Here is a 15152-nt window from a genome sequence, read left to right as displayed (position 1 = left end):
CGGTGGGGTATCTCAGCAGGATGAGTACGTGGACCGTCAGCGACGGCACAGTCCTGCACTACACCGACCAGGGAACGGGACGGCCGCTCGTGATGCTGCACGGGTGGGGATTCAGCGGCCGTTTCTTCGACGGCAGTGTCGATCGGCTCGCCGAGCATGCCCGTGTGATCACCGTCGATCTGCGCGCTCACGGTGATTCGGAGGATCCGGGCCACGGTTACCGGGTGTCGAGGTTGGCCAAGGATCTCCGCGATCTGCTCGTGGGGCTGGAGCTGACGGACGTCACCGTTCTGGGGTGGTCGCTGGGTTGTCCGGTGATCTGGAGTTATCAGGAGCTGTTCGGCACCGACCTGTTGGCGCAGGCGATCTATGTCGCGCAGACTCCGCGGCAGTACCGGACGCCCGAGTGGACTCTGGCGCACACCAGCATCTTCGACGACGCGTCGCTGGCCGCGGTGCAGGGCCGTGTGACGTACGACCGCGAGAACTTCGACCGCGAACAGCTCGACGAGATCACCGCCACCGACCTCCCCGCCGAGCGTGTCGAGGTCCTCCTCGCGGAGATGGCGAAGATGTCCTCGGAGGCGCGCAACGCGGTGATGGCGGACCACACCCACCACGACTGGCGCGATCTGCTGCCGGCACTCGAGCTGCCGTCACTGGTCATGGTGGGCAAGCACGACAAGGCGTTTCCGTGGGAAGCGGCACAGTACGTGGGTGACACGATTCCCGGCGCGCGCACCGTCGTGTTCGAGAACAGCAGTCACGCACTGTTTCTCGACGAGCCGCGGAAGTTCGAGGACGAGGTGCTCGGTTTCCTCGCCGAGCACTCCTGACCTCGGTGGTTTGCGGACAGCGGTTCGCGGACACCCGGCAGACATGAGCCAAGACCTGTACACCGCCACTGTCACCGCCACCGACGGATCGATCTCCTCGAGCGACGACGTGCTCTCCCTCGATGTCCACGAGCCCTCCGACCTCGGGGGTCCGGGTGGGGCGACCAACCCCGAACAGTTGATGGCCGCTGCGCTGAGCTCTTGCCTGCTCGAGTCGCTGCGCATCGCAGTCGGTACCGCGGGTGGATCCCTCGAGGGTGCATCGGTGGAGGGACAGGTGACGCTGTCCTCCGCGGACGGCGCGGGCTACGACGCGGCCTACCGCCTCGGCGTGACACTGCCGGGCGTCGACAACCCGGGCGACGTGCTGGAGCAGGCCCGCTCGATCTGCCCGTTCCTCAAGACCGTCACGGGTGTGGACGTGACGCTGAGCGAGTGACGAAGTGAATCGTCAGAACGGCGTGATCAGGGCAGGCGCGGTACGACACACCATGAGAGCCGCGAGGTCCGCGGTGCCCGGACCGCGAATGTGCCCGGCCGCCGCCACCGTGGACACACTCACGCCGCCGAGCAGGACGGAGCCCAGCGCGGCGACGTCCAGGAGTACGTCTGAGTCCAACTCTTCTGCGACATTCGATGTTCGGTGCACGGTGCCTTCGCCGTGGACGACGGTGAGCCGGTAGGTGCCGGTGGCGAAGCCCATGTCGTCGGTGACAGCCAGTGTGACCGTGCCGTCGACGAGATACGTCCGAGCCTCGAGCACAGCCGAGACGTCGAGTACTCGCAACCACAGGAAGTCGCTACGGCCTTCCACCGTGTAGACATCCGGTTCGAGCAGTGCGTAGGGCAGGGCGTCGTCCACTCGCGCTCGTCGCTGTGTGACCGTGGTGACGAGGTCGTGGCGTCCGAGGAAGTCCCACAACATGATTCCGACTGCGGGATCCGGCACGATCAGGTCACGGATCACCAGGGCGTTGTCGTCCTCGATCTTCCACGCCACCGCACCGTCGCACTGTCCGTCGTCGTCGAGATGCAGTGCGTATCGGAACGTGTGCTGCAATTTCCCGGTCTGGAGGTCGGTACCGCTCAGGGCGTCCGAGCCCGACGGGTGACGAGCCACCGAACCAGAGGTGCGACTGTGGAACACGGCGAAGAGGGCCTCCACATGCTCGAGGTAGACGTCGCGGTCGACCAACTCGACCCGACCCGTGATCGTCGATGTGATGCCGAACGACGCGTCGGTCCGGACCTTCACGGCGTTGGCCTGCACGGCCGGGCCGAAGCCGAACCGGCGGTAGATCCCGGACTCGCTGACGGTCAGAGCGGCCAGCGGCAGCCCCCGGTCGGCGGCGTCCGTCAGGTCTGCGGTCATCAACCTCCGCAGAATGCCGCGCCGCCGATGTGACGCTCTGGTCGTCACGTCGCTGATCGCGTTGGCGGGCAGGAGCGAGCCGCCGATGTTCACGGTCGTGTCCCAGCTACCGAGGGTGCCCACGGGCTGGTCCGGATCACGCAGTCCCGCCGTGTCGAGATCGTGGACTCCTCGCATACGCACGGACATCGCGACGACGGTGCGTAGCCACAGTGCCAACGCCTCGTCGGTGTAGGTGGGCTCGTGGAACCCGAATGTGACGGCTCGAATCCACGTCGCCGCCGCAGGTTCGTCGGCGAGCGAGGTGGACCGGGCGTGGTGAGTTCGAAGCTCCAGTTCCATGTCCGTCACGGTATGCATCAGCGGAATCGAGTGCCAACGCATGTGCGGTCGCGTGTCGTCAGGGCACGCGACCGCACATGTCCGCCTCCAGCGAACGCCCTCATCCGCGGGAACACCGGTGACCGCCGCCAAGTTGAGCTGATCACGCGCAACCTTGGAGGACCCCATGAGCGAATCGACTCGCTTGCCCGTTCTGTTCCTGACCGACCCCGTCGTCCTGCCCGGCATGGTCGTGCCGGTCGAACTGGACGACGCTGCCCGCGCTGCGGTCGACGCCGCGCGGACCAGCGCCGACGGCACTCTGCTGATCGCCCCACGACTGGACGACCGCTACCCCGCCTACGGTGTCGTGGCGACGATCGTGCAGGTCGGCCGTCTCGCCACCGGTGAGCCGGCTGCGGTGCTGAAGGCGGAGAAGCGTGCGCACATCGGCACCGGAGTCAGTGGTCCCGGCGCCGCTCTGTGGGTGGAGGCCGAGCCGGTGTCCGAGCCGGAGCCGACGGACGCCGTACGGACTCTCGCCGCGGAGTACAAGAAGCTCGTTCTGGCCATGTTGCAGCGCCGCGAGGCATGGCAGGCCATCGACTCGGTGAACAAGCTCTCGGACCCGTCCGCGCTGGCCGACACCGCCGGCTACGCGTCGTGGCTCACCGATGTCCAGAAGCGGCAGTTGCTCGAGACCCCGGACGTGGCAGCACGATTGACGGTGCTGACCGAGTGGACCACCGACCACCTCGCCGAGGTAGAGGTGACGGACAAGATCGCCGGCGACGTCCGCGACGGCATGGAGAAGACGCAGAAGGAATTCCTGCTGCGCCAGCAACTCGCCGCCATCCGCAAGGAGCTGGGCGAGGGCGAGCCCGACGGTGCCGACGACTACCGCGGACGCGTCGAGTCCGCAGACCTGCCCGACTCGGTTCGTGAGGCGGCGCTGCGCGAGGTGGGCCGGCTGGAGCGCTCGAGCGATCAGAGTCCCGAGAGTGGTTGGATCCGAACGTGGTTGGACACGGTCCTGGAATTGCCGTGGACGGTGACGACCGACGACAGCACGGACATCGTGGCAGCGCGCGCCGTTCTCGATGCCGACCACCACGGACTCGACGACGTGAAGGACCGCATCACCGAGTACCTGGCCGTCCGGTCGAGGCGCGCTTCACGCGGTCTGACGGTGGTGGGCGGACGTGGATCCGGTGCCGTCATGGTGCTGGCCGGTCCTCCCGGCGTCGGCAAGACCTCGCTGGGCGAGTCGGTGGCGAAGGCTTTGGGCCGCAAGTTCGTTCGCGTCGCCCTCGGTGGCGTGCGCGACGAGGCAGAGATTCGCGGACACCGGCGTACGTACGTCGGAGCCCTGCCGGGCCGGATCGTGCGTGCGATCGCCGAGGCAGGCTCGATGAATCCCGTCGTCCTGCTGGACGAGATCGACAAGATCGGATCGGACTTCCGCGGTGACCCCGCGGCGGCGCTGCTCGAGGTCCTCGATCCGGCTCAGAATCACACGTTCCGTGACCATTACCTGGACCTCGATCTCGACCTGTCGGACGTGGTGTTCCTGGCGACCGCCAACGTGATCGACCAGATTCCGACAGCGCTGCTGGACCGTATGGAACTGGTGACCATCGACGGCTACACCGAGGACGACAAGGTCGTCATCGCACGGAACCACCTGCTCCCGCGGCAGGTCGACCGCGCTGCACTGACCGATGCCGAGGTGACCGTCACGGACGCTGCACTCCGCACGATCGCCGCCGCCTACACCCGTGAGCCCGGTGTCCGTCAGTTCGAGCGACTGCTGGCAAAGGCGTTGCGCAAGGTGGCGACCGTGCTGGCGCAAGACGAGCGGCCCATCACCGTGGACGAGCCCGATCTGGTCACCTACCTCGGACGGCCCCGCTTCACCCCCGAGGCACACGAACGCACCGAGGTCCCCGGTGTCGCGACGGGCCTGGCCGTGACCGGTCTGGGCGGCGACGTCCTGTTCATCGAGGCGAGCTCGACGGGTGACACCGCCGGCCTCACCCTCACCGGTCAGCTCGGCGATGTCATGAAGGAGTCGGCGCAGATCGCGCTCTCCTACGTACGGTCGCACGCGGCGGAACTCGGGGTGGACCCCACGGCGCTGGACAAGGCGATCCACATCCACGTGCCGGCAGGCGCCGTACCGAAGGACGGCCCGTCCGCGGGCGTCACGATGGTCACCGCGCTGGTGTCGATGGCGACGGGCCGTCCCGTGCGGTCCGACGTCGGCATGACGGGCGAGGTCTCCCTGAACGGTCGGGTACTCCCGATCGGTGGGGTGAAGCAGAAATTGCTCGCCGCTCAGCGCGCCGGACTCACCACCGTGTTCGTTCCCGCGCGAAACGAGCCCGATCTCGACGACGTGCCGGCCGAGGTACGGGCTGCCGTCGACGTCCGGCCCATGTCGGACGTCGCCGATATCGTCGCCCAAGCCCTCGAACCTGCGCGGGAGCAGGTCGCCGCGGCCTGACCACGGAATGAGCGGGGCAGCGCGGGGGTTGCCCTCAGTGCAGGTGAACGGGCCGCGCCGTGGGTGTGCAGAGATCGTGACGAGTAACAGGAGGTTCCACATGAGTATGGAAATGACCGCGTGGAACCAGATGTACCGATCGATGCACACCAACGGCGACGATCACCGACCGTTCTCCCGGGTGACCGTGCGGCGGATCATGGTGTTCGCGCGACCCCTGCGCTCCCTGCTCGTCGGGTTCCTGATCCTCAGCGTCGTCGCGGCGGTCCTGGCCGTCGCGACGCCCGTGCTGGCCGGCCGTGTCGTGGACGCGATCGTGCAGGGCAGCGCGTACGGGACGGTCCTCGTACTGGCCGTCATCATCGCGGTCGTGGCGTTGCTCGATGCCGGTACGGGGCTGGTGAACCGGTGGCTCTCGGCGCGAATCGGCGAGAACCTCATCCTCGACCTCCGTACTCGCGTGTTCGACCACGTGCAGAAGATGCCCATCGCCTTCTTCACACGCACGCGCACCGGTGCCCTGGTCTCGCGGCTGAACAACGACGTCATCGGGGCGCAGCGCGCCTTCAGCGGCACGCTGTCGGGTGTCGTCAGCAACCTCGTGACGTTGCTGCTCACCCTCGTCGTCATGCTCGGGATCTCCTGGCAGATCACCCTGCTGGCACTGTTGCTGTTGCCTATCTTCGTGCTCCCGGCCCGCAGGATGGGCACTCGGCTCGCCCGCCTGCAGCGTGAGGCCGCCGCGCACAACGCGGCCATGTCGACGCAGATGACGGAGCGTTTCTCCGCTCCCGGCGCGACACTGATCAAGCTGTTCGGACGCCCGGACCACGAGTCGGCCGAGTTCGCGCTGCGGGCGGGCCGCGTCCGCGACATCGGCGTGCGGTCGGCCATGGTCCAGACCGTCTTCGTGACGGCGCTGACCCTCGTGTCCGCGCTGGCACTCGCGCTCGTCTACGGCCTCGGTGGCTTCTACGCGCTGCGGGGGCAGCTCGACGCAGGGTCGGTCGTGACTCTCGCGCTGCTTCTGACCAGGCTGTACGCGCCGCTCACCGCACTGGCGAGCGCCCGCGTCGACATCATGAGCGCCGTGGTGAGCTTCGAGCGGGTCTTCGAGATCCTCGACCTCGATCCGCTCATCACCGACAAACCCGATGCCCGGGCGGTTCCGGAGGGCCCGGTCACCGTCGATTTCGACGACGTCCGCTTCGCCTATCCGTCGGCCGACAAGGTGTCACTGGCGTCTCTGGAGGACGTGTCCGTCCTGGATGCTCGCGGCGGCGAGGAGGTGCTCCACGGGGTGTCCTTCCGCGCCGAGCCCGGACACATGGTGGCCCTGGTCGGCTCGTCCGGTGCAGGAAAGTCGACCATCGCGCAGCTCGTCTCGCGGCTGTACGACGTGGATTCCGGTGCCGTGCGCATCGGTGACGTCGACGTGCGGGATCTGACGGCCGAATCGATCCGGCGCACCGTCGGCATGGTGACGCAGGACGGCCACCTGTTCCACGAGACGTTGCGCTCCAATCTCACCCTGGCGCGCCCGGATGCGACGGAGGAGGAGATCTGGTCCGCGCTGCGGCGTGCGCGTCTCGAGGAGTTGGTGCTGTCGCTGCCGGACGGCCTGGACACCGTGGTCGGCGAGCGCGGCTATCGCTTCTCCGGTGGTGAGCGTCAACGCGTCACCATCGCCCGCCTGCTGCTGGCGCGTCCCACCGTCGTGGTGTTGGACGAGGCCACCGCGTCACTGGACTCCACGTCCGAGGCCGCGGTGCAGGAGGCACTCGCCGAGGCACTGGAGGGACGGACGTCCATCGTCATCGCGCACCGGCTCTCCACCATCCGGGCGGCCGATCTCATCCTGGTCATCGAGAACGGCCGCGTCGTCGAGCGCGGTACGCACACCGAACTGCTGGCGAACTCGGGTCGTTACTCCGAGCTCTACCGCACGCAGTTCGACGAACCGGTCCGCGCCTGACCCTCCGATCAGCAGGTGCTGGGTGCAGGCAGGCCGGCGAAGCGATCGTTCAGCCACTGCAGTGCGGACGGCAGCCCGAGCAACGCGCCACTGAGGTGGTCGGGTGTCGGGGTGAGCAGCGTCTGCACTCGAGCGCCGGCGCTGCAGTACCGGGCGGTGGTGCTGTCGATGGCGTCGACGGGGATGAGCCCGTCGGTCGGGCTGTGCCACTCGAAGATCGGTGCGCGCGGAACGCCGGGGTAGAGCTCGACACTGTTCTCTTCCACGACAGCACGGCCCTGCGGATCTGCGAACACCGACTTGTTCGCGGTGATCTCCGCGGCGCTGTGGTTGGCGCCCACGGCCAGGATGTCGTTGGTGCAGGAGTCGGCGATCTGATTCATCATCGACGTGCCCTGGGGAGTCAGGTTCTGCGACACGGGCATCCGGTCCGGGTACTCGCGACCGAGACCGATCGCCGCGGCCAGTGCCAGCCCGAACACGGGGTGCGGTGTGTTCTCGCCGAGCATGTAGGCCATCTTCAACAGGTTCATCGGAACGCCACCCTGGGCGCTGCCCACGATGTTCAACTCGGGTGCGTACGAGGGTGCCAACGCGGCTGCCCAGGCAGTGGCCATGCCGCCGCCGGAGTAGCCGCCCATGCCGACGGGGCTGTTGCGCAGCTGCAGAGGATCGAAGTTCTTGGCAGCGCGGATACCGTCCAGCGTGATCTGACCGCCCAGCTTGGCGGCACCGTAGGCACTGTTGGGGCCGAGGTGGTCCGGCATCGAGACCGACCAGCCGCGGGTGAACACCGCGTTCAAGGCGGCGGCGTCGCGGATGACGACGTTCGGGTCGGTCGACCACAACGCCTGCGAGGGCGCGCACTTCAGGCCGAGAGCATTGACGATCTGCTGGTAGGAGAGCAGCGGGCCGTCGGGCGCCTTCCCCAGTGGGACGAAGACGGTGGTGACACCGACGATGGGGTTGCCCTCGCTGCCGGTGCTGCGGAACGCCAGTTGCCACGTCGACACGCCGATGAAGTTGGGCGGGTTGGGCATCGGACGGCTGGCGAGGATCGTGCCCGGTGCGAGCCCGGAGATGTCGCCCGGAGCGGAGTAGAACGGGTCGGCACTGGGGGTCGGGTACTGGGCGTCTGCGGCTGCGGTCCCCGGAAGGGCGGCAGCGACGACGGCTGCGGTGACCGCGGCGAGCACGAGGCGACGAATGGATCTCACTGGAACACTCCTACGAACCGACTGTGCGGTTATCGAACGACAGCCACATTGAACACTGCCCGAGCGCTCGGTTCCACTCGGGAAACGGCGCCCCGGCCCCGTGATCGAACCGTAAGCAAGCGACACGACGGCGACAACCGTATTCGAGGGTTCTTGTGTAAGGTCCAAACTTTGCCCACTCGAGTGGGAGCGCTCAGTCCTCGCGGTGAACGTCCTCGACGGTCTTGTCCTCACGCAGGCCCCGCCAGCTCGGATGGCGCAACGAGCCGCCGTCCGTCCACTCGAAGAACCGCACCTCGCCGACGACGGTGGGGGCCACCCACGTCGCATCGCGGCGGTCGGCGGTGGGGAGAGGTTCGTCGAACGGTGACTCGTCGACGACGGCCGGACGCAAAAGCGTCAACAGGTCCGCACGCTGTCGCTCGGTGAATCCGGTGCCGACGCGCCCGACGTAGTGCAGTCCGTTCTTCGACGGGATGCCGAGCAGGAGCGACCCGATGCTCCCGGTGCGGGAACCCTTGCCGGCGCGCCATCCGCCGATGACCACCTCCTGCGTCCGCCAGTTCTTCACCTTGATCCACGAGGTGCTGCGTCGGCCCACCTCGTAGGTCGAGTCCCTCCGCTTCGCGACGATGCCCTCCCACCCGCGGCGTTCGCTCTCGGACAGTGCTCCCGCCGCTGTGCCGGGCAGGAGCGGCGAGACGGTCGCCGTCTCGAGGCCGGTCAGGAGCAGCTCGAGGATCTTGCGCCGGTCGGTGAACTTCTTGCCCGTCAGATCCGTGCCGTCGAGGTGGAGGATGTCGAAGCAGATGAACTGCACGTCGTCGGGATGCGCGTCCTGCAGTGCCTGGAAGCTGGTGACTCCGTCCGCGCGGTAGACCACGGCCTCACCGTCCAGTACGACCGCATGGTCGGACAGATCCGCGGCGAGCGCCGTGATCCCCGCGTAGCGGCGCGTGAGGTCCTGTCCGGTCCGACTCTCGAGCACGACGTCCCCGTGGTCGAGGGTCGCGACGATGCGGACGCCGTCCCACTTCCCCTCGAACGACCACTCGTCGGCTTCGAGTCCGGACAGCGTTCCGGCGGACGCCAGCATCGGCCGCAGGTGTCGGGGCAGTTCCGTGCGTGTCGGCTGGGGGCGCGATGTCATCCGGTGCACGAGCCACTGGTCCCGGTCGGTCCGGATCAGTGCGTACCGGCCCGCGACGCGCTCACCCGCGAGTTCGACGATGACCTCGTCGTCCCGCCACTTCTCGGTGATGAAGGTGCCGTGATCCCAGACGCTCACCTCGCCGCCGCCGTACTCGCCCTGCGGGATGGTCCCCTCGAAGGATGCGTAGTCCATCGGATGGTCCTCGGTGTGCACGGCGAGATGGTTCTTCTTCTCGTCCGTCGGCAGATTCTTCGGGACCGCCCACGAGACCAGCACGCCGTCGCGCTCGAGTCGGAAGTCGTAGTGGAGTCGACGTGCGTGGTGTTCCTGGATGACGAAGATCGGGTCCGCGGATTCCCGAGTCGTCGATGTCGTCGGGACGGGTTCCGGTGTGCGCGAGGCAGTCCGCTTGCCGCGGTACGGACCGAGGCTGTCGGTGATCGTCGACGCCTCCGGCTCCGGATCGAGGCCGGCGAGCAGATCGCCGTCCCGGTGGAAGCGAGCGAGCACCTCCTCGAAGCTCAGTTGGGCGAGACCGCCGCCGGAGAGCTCGTCCCACGTCCGCGGAGCCGCGACGGTAGGGCGGTCGCGTCCGCGCAGCGAGTACGGCGCGATGGTGGTCTTCTTGCCGTTGTTCTGACTCCAGTCCAGGAAGATCTTCCCGGGCCGCAGAGCCTTCGACATCGATGCGGTGACCAGATCGGGCATCTTCTCCTCGAGAAGCGTCGCAACGCGTTTCGCGACGGTCGAGGCACCGGACGACGAGACCGGCTTCTCCAGCGGGACGTACAGGTGTATGCCTTTGCTACCACTGGTGAGGGGGTGGGCGGTGAGCCCGATGTCGGTGATCATCGCCCGTACCTCACAGGCCACGGTCGCGCAGGTGTCGAGGTCGACGCCCTCGCCCGGATCGAGATCGAAGACGATGCGGGTGGCTTTGCCCTGCTCGTCGCCGTCGAAAGTCCATTGCGGCACATGGGCTTCCAGCGCAGCCTGCTGTCCCAGCCACGCGAGATCGGCGGCGGTGTGGAAGACGGGGTAGACCACGACGCGGTCGGAGTGGTGCAGACGTCGTCGATCGAGCCAGTCCGGGGCCGACGCGGCGAGGTTCTTCTCGAAGAACGAGCCTGCCTGGACCCCGTTCGGCCATCGCTTCCGCGTGACCGGGCGTCCGAGAAGGTGGGGGAGCATCGCGGGCGCGATGTCGACGTAGTAGTCGATCACCTCGCCCTTGGTGGTGCCCGTCTCCGGCCACAGCACCTTGTCGACGTTGGTCAAGGCGATCTGTCGCCCCGCGACCTCCAGCGATGCCATGGGTCCAGGATAGATTGCGTGCTTCGCGAGCTGGGTATGTTCGAGAGCGGTGCCACGCTCGGTGGCAGGACCCGCGCGCGGGACCGACGAGGCAGGAAGCGAGGGCCGCGTGGCCGGAGTGAACGTGACGGTGGATTCGACGATGACACCGGACGAGGCGTGGGCCAGGGCGTCCGATCTGTCCAGCTTCCAGGAGTGGATGACCATCTTCGGTGGATGGCGCAGTCCCGTGCCGGACACGTTGAAGGAAGGCGTCACCATCGATTCGCTGATCAAGGTCAAGGGTTTCCGCAACGTGATCACCTGGACGATCACCGAGTACGACAAGCCCTACGAGATCGCGCTGCTCGGCAAAGGCAAGGGCGGCATCAAGATCGATCTGAAGATGTCCGTCGCGCCGAAGGGCGCCGGATCGGAGTTCACCCTCGACGCGAACTTCCGCGGCGGGTTGCTGTCCGGCCCGATCGGCGGGGTCGTCGCGAAGGTGCTGGAGTCGGACGTGCGCACGAGTGTGACCAACCTGGCGAAGCTGGGGTAGTTCGTGGAACCTGCTCCGGTGCTGTCACTTCTCGTCGGGGTGGTTCTCCTCGGGTCCGTGTCGCTCGTGATGCGGAGGCCGGGCACGAACGTGGACGTGAATTCGGCCGTGGGATTGCGCACGAAGGCGACGACGGCGTCCCGCGATGCCTGGCGAGCCGGTCATCGAGCTGCCGCGGCGCACTTTCTCGCCGTCGGTGTCATCGCTGTCGTGGTCGTCGTTCTGACGAGCACGCTCTGGCTGATCGCGTCGATCACCGAGGCCGACATCGGGCCCGCGGTGGTTTCGGTTCCCGCCGCAGGTCTCGCGGTGCAAGCTGTGATCCTGGTGGCCGCCACCGTGCGTGCGGACCGGGTGGCCAAACGTCACGCGTGATCCCACCCACTGCTAGGTGGCTCGTTCGTGTGGCCGCAGCGCGGACGAATCAGCCCTTCCCCGCCCTACCGGTGTCCGTCCGGCGCAGCCACCACAGCGCCGCGATCGGCAGGATCACCGGGATGAACAGGTAGCCCGATCCGAAGTGCGACCACACCGTGGGCTCCGGGAACTCCTGCGGCACGGCGTAACTGGCGATCGAGACAGCGAGCACACCGACTATCTCGACGACGCACGAGATGGTCGCGATGCGGCGCGACACCACGGAGGCTCGTGCGAGACACACGGTGCCGACGATGTAGACCAGGGCGGCGAACGCGGACAGCAGGTACGCGACCGGTGCGTCGTCGAACCGGGTCCCGATCTGCACCGCCGAGCGCGACGCGGCGGCGACGGAGAACAGGGCGTAGAGGGCGATGAGGACGCGCCCGATGCCGGACCGGGTGGCCGTCTGCAGGTCCGTGCGTGCGGTGTCAGGCATGGCCGGCCCAGATCTGGTTCAGACGCAGCACCATCACCGCGAGGGTGAGGGTGACGACGATCAGGACGGCGGTGCCGCCGCGACTGCGGTCCCCGAGAGACCACCACACACCGATGGGCAGCAGCAGTGCGAGACCGATGAGGTACGCGCCGAAGGTGACGGTGTGCACATCGCGGTCGGTGGTGGCCAGGGCGACGAAACCGACCACGGCCTGCGCGAGCACGAGCAGCTCGATGCCGACGAGAAACCGGAAGAACACGCGGTCTCCGCGGTTCGCGAGGAGCAGCGCCTGATTGCGGATCAGCTTCACCAGTGCCCAGACCGCGGCGACGAGTGGCAGCACGTAGAGGGCGACCGTGATGGGTGTGAGCATGGTGAGCCCAGTTTATCCCCGTCCGATTCGTCCCTCGGCAGGTGAGGTTGCGGCCCCCGGACGGTCGGACCAGTCGTGTCCGAAGCGCGCGACGCAGTGCCAGAGCTGTTTGACGTGCTGATCGTCGTGCTCACCGGTGTTCGCGGCCTGACCGACGATGTACGCGGTGAGACGCCCGTCTCTCGCCACGGACCGTGCGAGGTCGGCGATGCGTGGTCCGCGGTAGTCGGCGCAGTGATCGAACCGACTCGATGTCAGCTCGAACCCGTGGTGCCACCGCACCGGAACTGGTGCCCGGCGTGCGATCGCGTCCAGCTCGGTCCCGCGGAACGACGGGTCGAGAACGAGTGCCTCGACATCGGTGTCGAGTCGTAGCGGTCCGTGGACATGGGCCTCGATGTAGTCGTCGAGCACGTCGACGTCGTGGTGGGAGAGTGCCGTCTCGACGAGTGGCATGCGCTCACCGGTGCCGAAGGCTGTCGGCTCGTGGACGGAATCGGGGTAGCAGAAGGTCGTCCGGGGGAGCACGTCTCGGCGGAGCACCAGGTGGGAGGAGCCGAAGCGCACCGATCCGCCCGCAGGCTCCAGGCGGTGATTCAGCGAGCCGTAGATCGGGCGCTCCGATGCCGGGCCGTGGTCGTACACCCCACCGAACATCCGGGACTCCCATGCGTGGCGACGACCGCCGGGCGCAGGATCGAACCCGCCGTTGCTCGTGCCGGTGACGAACTGCGATCGGTACAGGTTCTCCTCGATCAGCACCTCGAGCAACGGTCGGCCGGCCACGAGCCGATCGGGATGGAAGTGCACGGTCACTCTCGTCGCCGGCGGCACGGGTGGGCCTGCCTCGACTCGCGACGCGACGTGCGCGAGTGCGAGGAGGCGCCGGGCACCCGAGGCGTCGACCACACTCCGACGGTAACGCGGCGGTGTGTCGCCGGGGTTACGCGAGTGAGCAGGACGAAACAGGGCGTTGTTCCGCGGGTGACCATCCGGACATCGAGCGGGCCTGTACTGGTGTCAGCGGGACGGACGTCTCCGCACCCGAGTACTCGCTCACTCATCTTCCGGAGGTTCCCGTGGCCGCGTTCGATCAGACCATCCTCGACAACATGTCCGCCTCACTCGCCGAGATCCCGCACCCGTCACTCCCCAAGGGCAGCAACATCTACGGCGGAACCAAGATCTTCCCGGACTACAAGGCGGAGGACGGCGAGTCGTACTTCACCCTCGTGCACGGCATCGCCCACGAGTCGTCGGTGAGCTTCGTCGCCGTGCTGCAGGCGACGCGCGCTCTGCGCAAGGGCTACGAGTCGGCGATGTACTTCTACGGTCCCGGTGCCATCAACTGCCTGGCGACCCGCGGCTTCCCCACCACCGGAGACTCCGGTTTCCCCGGCGAGCAGAACATCAACGACGCTCTCGCGACGTTCATCTCGGAGGGCGGCACCGTGTTCTGTTGCCGATTCGGGCTCGCGCTGCACGGCGGCCGCGAGGAAGACCTCATCGAGGGCGTCGTGCCCGCGCACCCGCTGGACGTGCAGGACGCGTTGATCCACTACGCCCGCAAGGGCGCGATCATCAACTCCACGTACATGGTCTGAGGTGAGACGGCGATGTCCGACGTTCGACTGAAGACCAGGAACCACCGGGTCGATCTGGCCCTGCTCGGCATCCGTGGGACCCCACCGGTGCGCCGCACCGCGGGTGCGGGACCGAGCGACGACGGCCACGTGAGCATCGACGGACTCGGTGCAGCGCTGCCCCGCAATCCGTCGAGCCCCTACGTCCTGGACGGCGATCGGGTGCTGTTCGACGGGGACGACATCGGACTGGACATCGCCGCCATCGCCCGGCCGGCCTTCTACGACCTCACCACCGACGACGGTGTGCCCTACGAGAAGCTCGCCAAGCTCCACGGCAAGGGGGTGCTGGCCACGACCGTGGTCCAGACCTGCATTCGCTACGACGAGTCGCAACGGTGTCGGTTCTGCTCCATCGAGGAGTCGTTGCGCAGCGGCGCCACCGTGGCGGTGAAGAAGCCCGCCGATCTCGCCGCCGTGGCCGAGGCGGCGGTGCGACTCGACGGCATCACCCAGATGGTCATGACGACCGGGACCTCGGCGGGCCGAGATCGCGGGGCGTTGCACCTGGCACGCTGCGTCCGCGCGGTGCGCGCCGTGCTCCCCGACCTGCCGATCCAGGTGCAGTGCGAACCGCCCGGTGATCTCGCGACCCTCACCGAGTTGTACGACGCCGGCGCACGGTCCATCGGTATCCACGTCGAGTCCCTGGACGAGGACGTGCGGCGCCGCTGGATGCCGGGCAAGGCGTCGGTCTCGCTCGACGAGTACCGCGCGGCATGGGTGGAGGCGGTGCGTGTCTTCGGACGCAACCAGGTGTCGACGTATCTGCTGGTCGGGCTCGGCGAGGACCCGGACGAGGTGGTTCGCGGCGCCACCGAGCTGATCGCGATGGGGGTCTATCCCTTCGTCGTCCCGTTCCGGCCACACCCGGGGACCCTCGCGGTGGACGTCGACGGGGCCGGGGCGCCGTCCGCCGAGCTGTTGACGGACGTGAGCACTCGGGTGGCCGCGGCACTGGTGGACGCGGAGATGCTGGGGACCGACCAGAAGGCCGGGTGCGCAGCGTGTGGTGCGTGCAGCGTCCTGCAGACGATGGGTGGCTGAC

14 protein-coding genes are annotated in these 15152 nt (G+C 67.7%); 8 read left to right on the top strand and 6 right to left on the bottom strand.

The window, feature by feature from the left end:
• Positions 1-20: 20 nt before the first annotated feature.
• Together HQ306_RS15055 and HQ306_RS15050 are read left to right on the top strand one after the other, a co-directional pair.
• Entirely contained in the window at positions 21-836 is an 816-nt protein-coding gene (locus HQ306_RS15055; protein WP_222632297.1) for an alpha/beta fold hydrolase, read from the top strand.
• A gap of 43 nt (positions 837-879) precedes the next feature.
• Positions 880-1275, top strand: coding sequence for an OsmC family protein (locus HQ306_RS15050; RefSeq protein ID WP_222632294.1), 396 nt, complete (start codon positions 880-882; stop codon positions 1273-1275).
• A 12-nt stretch (positions 1276-1287) separates the two neighbouring features.
• Here the strand turns inward: HQ306_RS15050 and HQ306_RS15045 are convergent, their stop codons facing one another.
• Positions 1288-2550 (bottom strand): GNAT family N-acetyltransferase, encoded by a 1263-nt coding sequence (locus HQ306_RS15045; protein ID WP_222632288.1) that lies wholly within the window; start codon positions 2548-2550, stop codon positions 1288-1290.
• Positions 2551-2716: 166 nt separating this feature from the next.
• Between HQ306_RS15045 and lon the strand changes: the two genes are divergently transcribed.
• Both lon and HQ306_RS15035 read left to right on the top strand, forming a co-directional pair.
• Positions 2717-5035 (top strand): endopeptidase La, encoded by a 2319-nt coding sequence (gene lon / locus HQ306_RS15040; RefSeq protein ID WP_222632286.1) that lies wholly within the window; start codon positions 2717-2719, stop codon positions 5033-5035.
• Positions 5036-5135: 100 nt separating this feature from the next.
• The gene (locus HQ306_RS15035) at positions 5136-7010 is read left to right on the top strand and encodes an ABC transporter ATP-binding protein (protein ID WP_222632284.1); all 1875 of its coding nucleotides are present in this window, start codon (positions 5136-5138) and stop codon (positions 7008-7010) included.
• Positions 7011-7018: 8 nt separating this feature from the next.
• Here HQ306_RS15035 and HQ306_RS15030 read toward each other — a convergent pair whose 3' ends face one another.
• Both HQ306_RS15030 and HQ306_RS15025 read right to left on the bottom strand, forming a co-directional pair.
• A complete protein-coding gene (locus tag HQ306_RS15030) occupies positions 7019-8227 on the bottom strand; it encodes a lipase family protein (RefSeq protein WP_027506087.1) in 1209 nt (402 codons plus the stop codon).
• A 193-nt stretch (positions 8228-8420) separates the two neighbouring features.
• Positions 8421-10694: an ATP-dependent DNA ligase gene (locus HQ306_RS15025; RefSeq protein WP_222632282.1), complete on the bottom strand. Its 2274-nt coding sequence runs from the start codon at positions 10692-10694 to the stop codon at positions 8421-8423.
• Between the two features lie 109 nt (positions 10695-10803).
• On the opposite strand from HQ306_RS15025, the gene HQ306_RS15020 reads away from it, so the two are divergent.
• Together HQ306_RS15020 and HQ306_RS15015 are read left to right on the top strand one after the other, a co-directional pair.
• Positions 10804-11232, top strand: coding sequence for an SRPBCC family protein (locus tag HQ306_RS15020; protein WP_056442173.1), 429 nt, complete (start codon positions 10804-10806; stop codon positions 11230-11232).
• Positions 11233-11235: 3 nt separating this feature from the next.
• Positions 11236-11607 carry an SdpI family protein gene (locus tag HQ306_RS15015; protein ID WP_222632280.1) on the top strand — a complete coding sequence of 124 codons (372 nt, stop codon included), beginning with the start codon at positions 11236-11238 and terminating at the stop codon, positions 11605-11607.
• Positions 11608-11656: 49 nt separating this feature from the next.
• Here HQ306_RS15015 and HQ306_RS15010 read toward each other — a convergent pair whose 3' ends face one another.
• From HQ306_RS15010 to HQ306_RS15000, 3 genes are read right to left on the bottom strand one after another with little or no spacing between them, the layout of a single operon-like run.
• Entirely contained in the window at positions 11657-12088 is a 432-nt protein-coding gene (locus tag HQ306_RS15010; protein WP_027506090.1) for a hypothetical protein, read from the bottom strand.
• Positions 12081-12461: a hypothetical protein gene (locus tag HQ306_RS15005; RefSeq protein ID WP_027506091.1), complete on the bottom strand. Its 381-nt coding sequence runs from the start codon at positions 12459-12461 to the stop codon at positions 12081-12083. The genes HQ306_RS15010 and HQ306_RS15005 overlap by 8 nt, the downstream gene beginning before the upstream one ends.
• Before the next feature lie 12 nt (positions 12462-12473).
• On the bottom strand, positions 12474-13370 hold the full coding sequence (locus tag HQ306_RS15000; protein ID WP_308115518.1) for a DUF3626 domain-containing protein: 897 nt from the start codon (positions 13368-13370) through the stop codon (positions 12474-12476).
• Positions 13371-13540: 170 nt separating this feature from the next.
• On the opposite strand from HQ306_RS15000, the gene HQ306_RS14995 reads away from it, so the two are divergent.
• Together HQ306_RS14995 and HQ306_RS14990 are read left to right on the top strand one after the other, a co-directional pair.
• Complete coding sequence (locus HQ306_RS14995) at positions 13541-14065, top strand: MSMEG_0572/Sll0783 family nitrogen starvation response protein (RefSeq protein ID WP_027506093.1); 525 nt, start codon at positions 13541-13543, stop codon at positions 14063-14065.
• Between the two features lie 12 nt (positions 14066-14077).
• The gene (locus HQ306_RS14990; RefSeq protein WP_222632278.1) at positions 14078-15151 is read left to right on the top strand and encodes an MSMEG_0568 family radical SAM protein; all 1074 of its coding nucleotides are present in this window, start codon (positions 14078-14080) and stop codon (positions 15149-15151) included.
• The last annotated feature ends 1 nt before the right edge of the window (position 15152 follow it).

Origin of the sequence: Rhodococcus sp. BP-160 (genome assembly GCF_019836205.1) — a bacterium.
In the GTDB taxonomy this organism is placed as follows: domain Bacteria; phylum Actinomycetota; class Actinomycetes; order Mycobacteriales; family Mycobacteriaceae; genus Rhodococcoides.
The sequence above is the reverse complement of the archived record's forward strand: the minus strand, read 5'-3'. Positions and strand labels throughout refer to the sequence as shown.

Excerpts from the sequence above, each read along its gene's own strand:
- HQ306_RS15055 (WP_222632297.1), top strand. The coding sequence starts at position 21 with ATGAGTACGTGGACCGTCAGCGACGGCACAGTCCTGCACTACACCGAC.
- HQ306_RS15050 (WP_222632294.1), top strand. The coding sequence starts at position 880 with ATGAGCCAAGACCTGTACACCGCCACTGTCACCGCCACCGACGGATCG.
- HQ306_RS15045 (WP_222632288.1), bottom strand. The coding sequence starts at position 2,550 with ATGGAACTGGAGCTTCGAACTCACCACGCCCGGTCCACCTCGCTCGCC.
- lon (WP_222632286.1), top strand. The coding sequence starts at position 2,717 with ATGAGCGAATCGACTCGCTTGCCCGTTCTGTTCCTGACCGACCCCGTC.
- HQ306_RS15035 (WP_222632284.1), top strand. The coding sequence starts at position 5,136 with ATGAGTATGGAAATGACCGCGTGGAACCAGATGTACCGATCGATGCAC.
- HQ306_RS15025 (WP_222632282.1), bottom strand. The coding sequence starts at position 10,694 with ATGGCATCGCTGGAGGTCGCGGGGCGACAGATCGCCTTGACCAACGTC.
- HQ306_RS15010 (WP_027506090.1), bottom strand. The coding sequence starts at position 12,088 with ATGCCTGACACCGCACGCACGGACCTGCAGACGGCCACCCGGTCCGGC.
- HQ306_RS15005 (WP_027506091.1), bottom strand. The coding sequence starts at position 12,461 with ATGCTCACACCCATCACGGTCGCCCTCTACGTGCTGCCACTCGTCGCC.
- HQ306_RS14990 (WP_222632278.1), top strand. The coding sequence starts at position 14,078 with ATGTCCGACGTTCGACTGAAGACCAGGAACCACCGGGTCGATCTGGCC.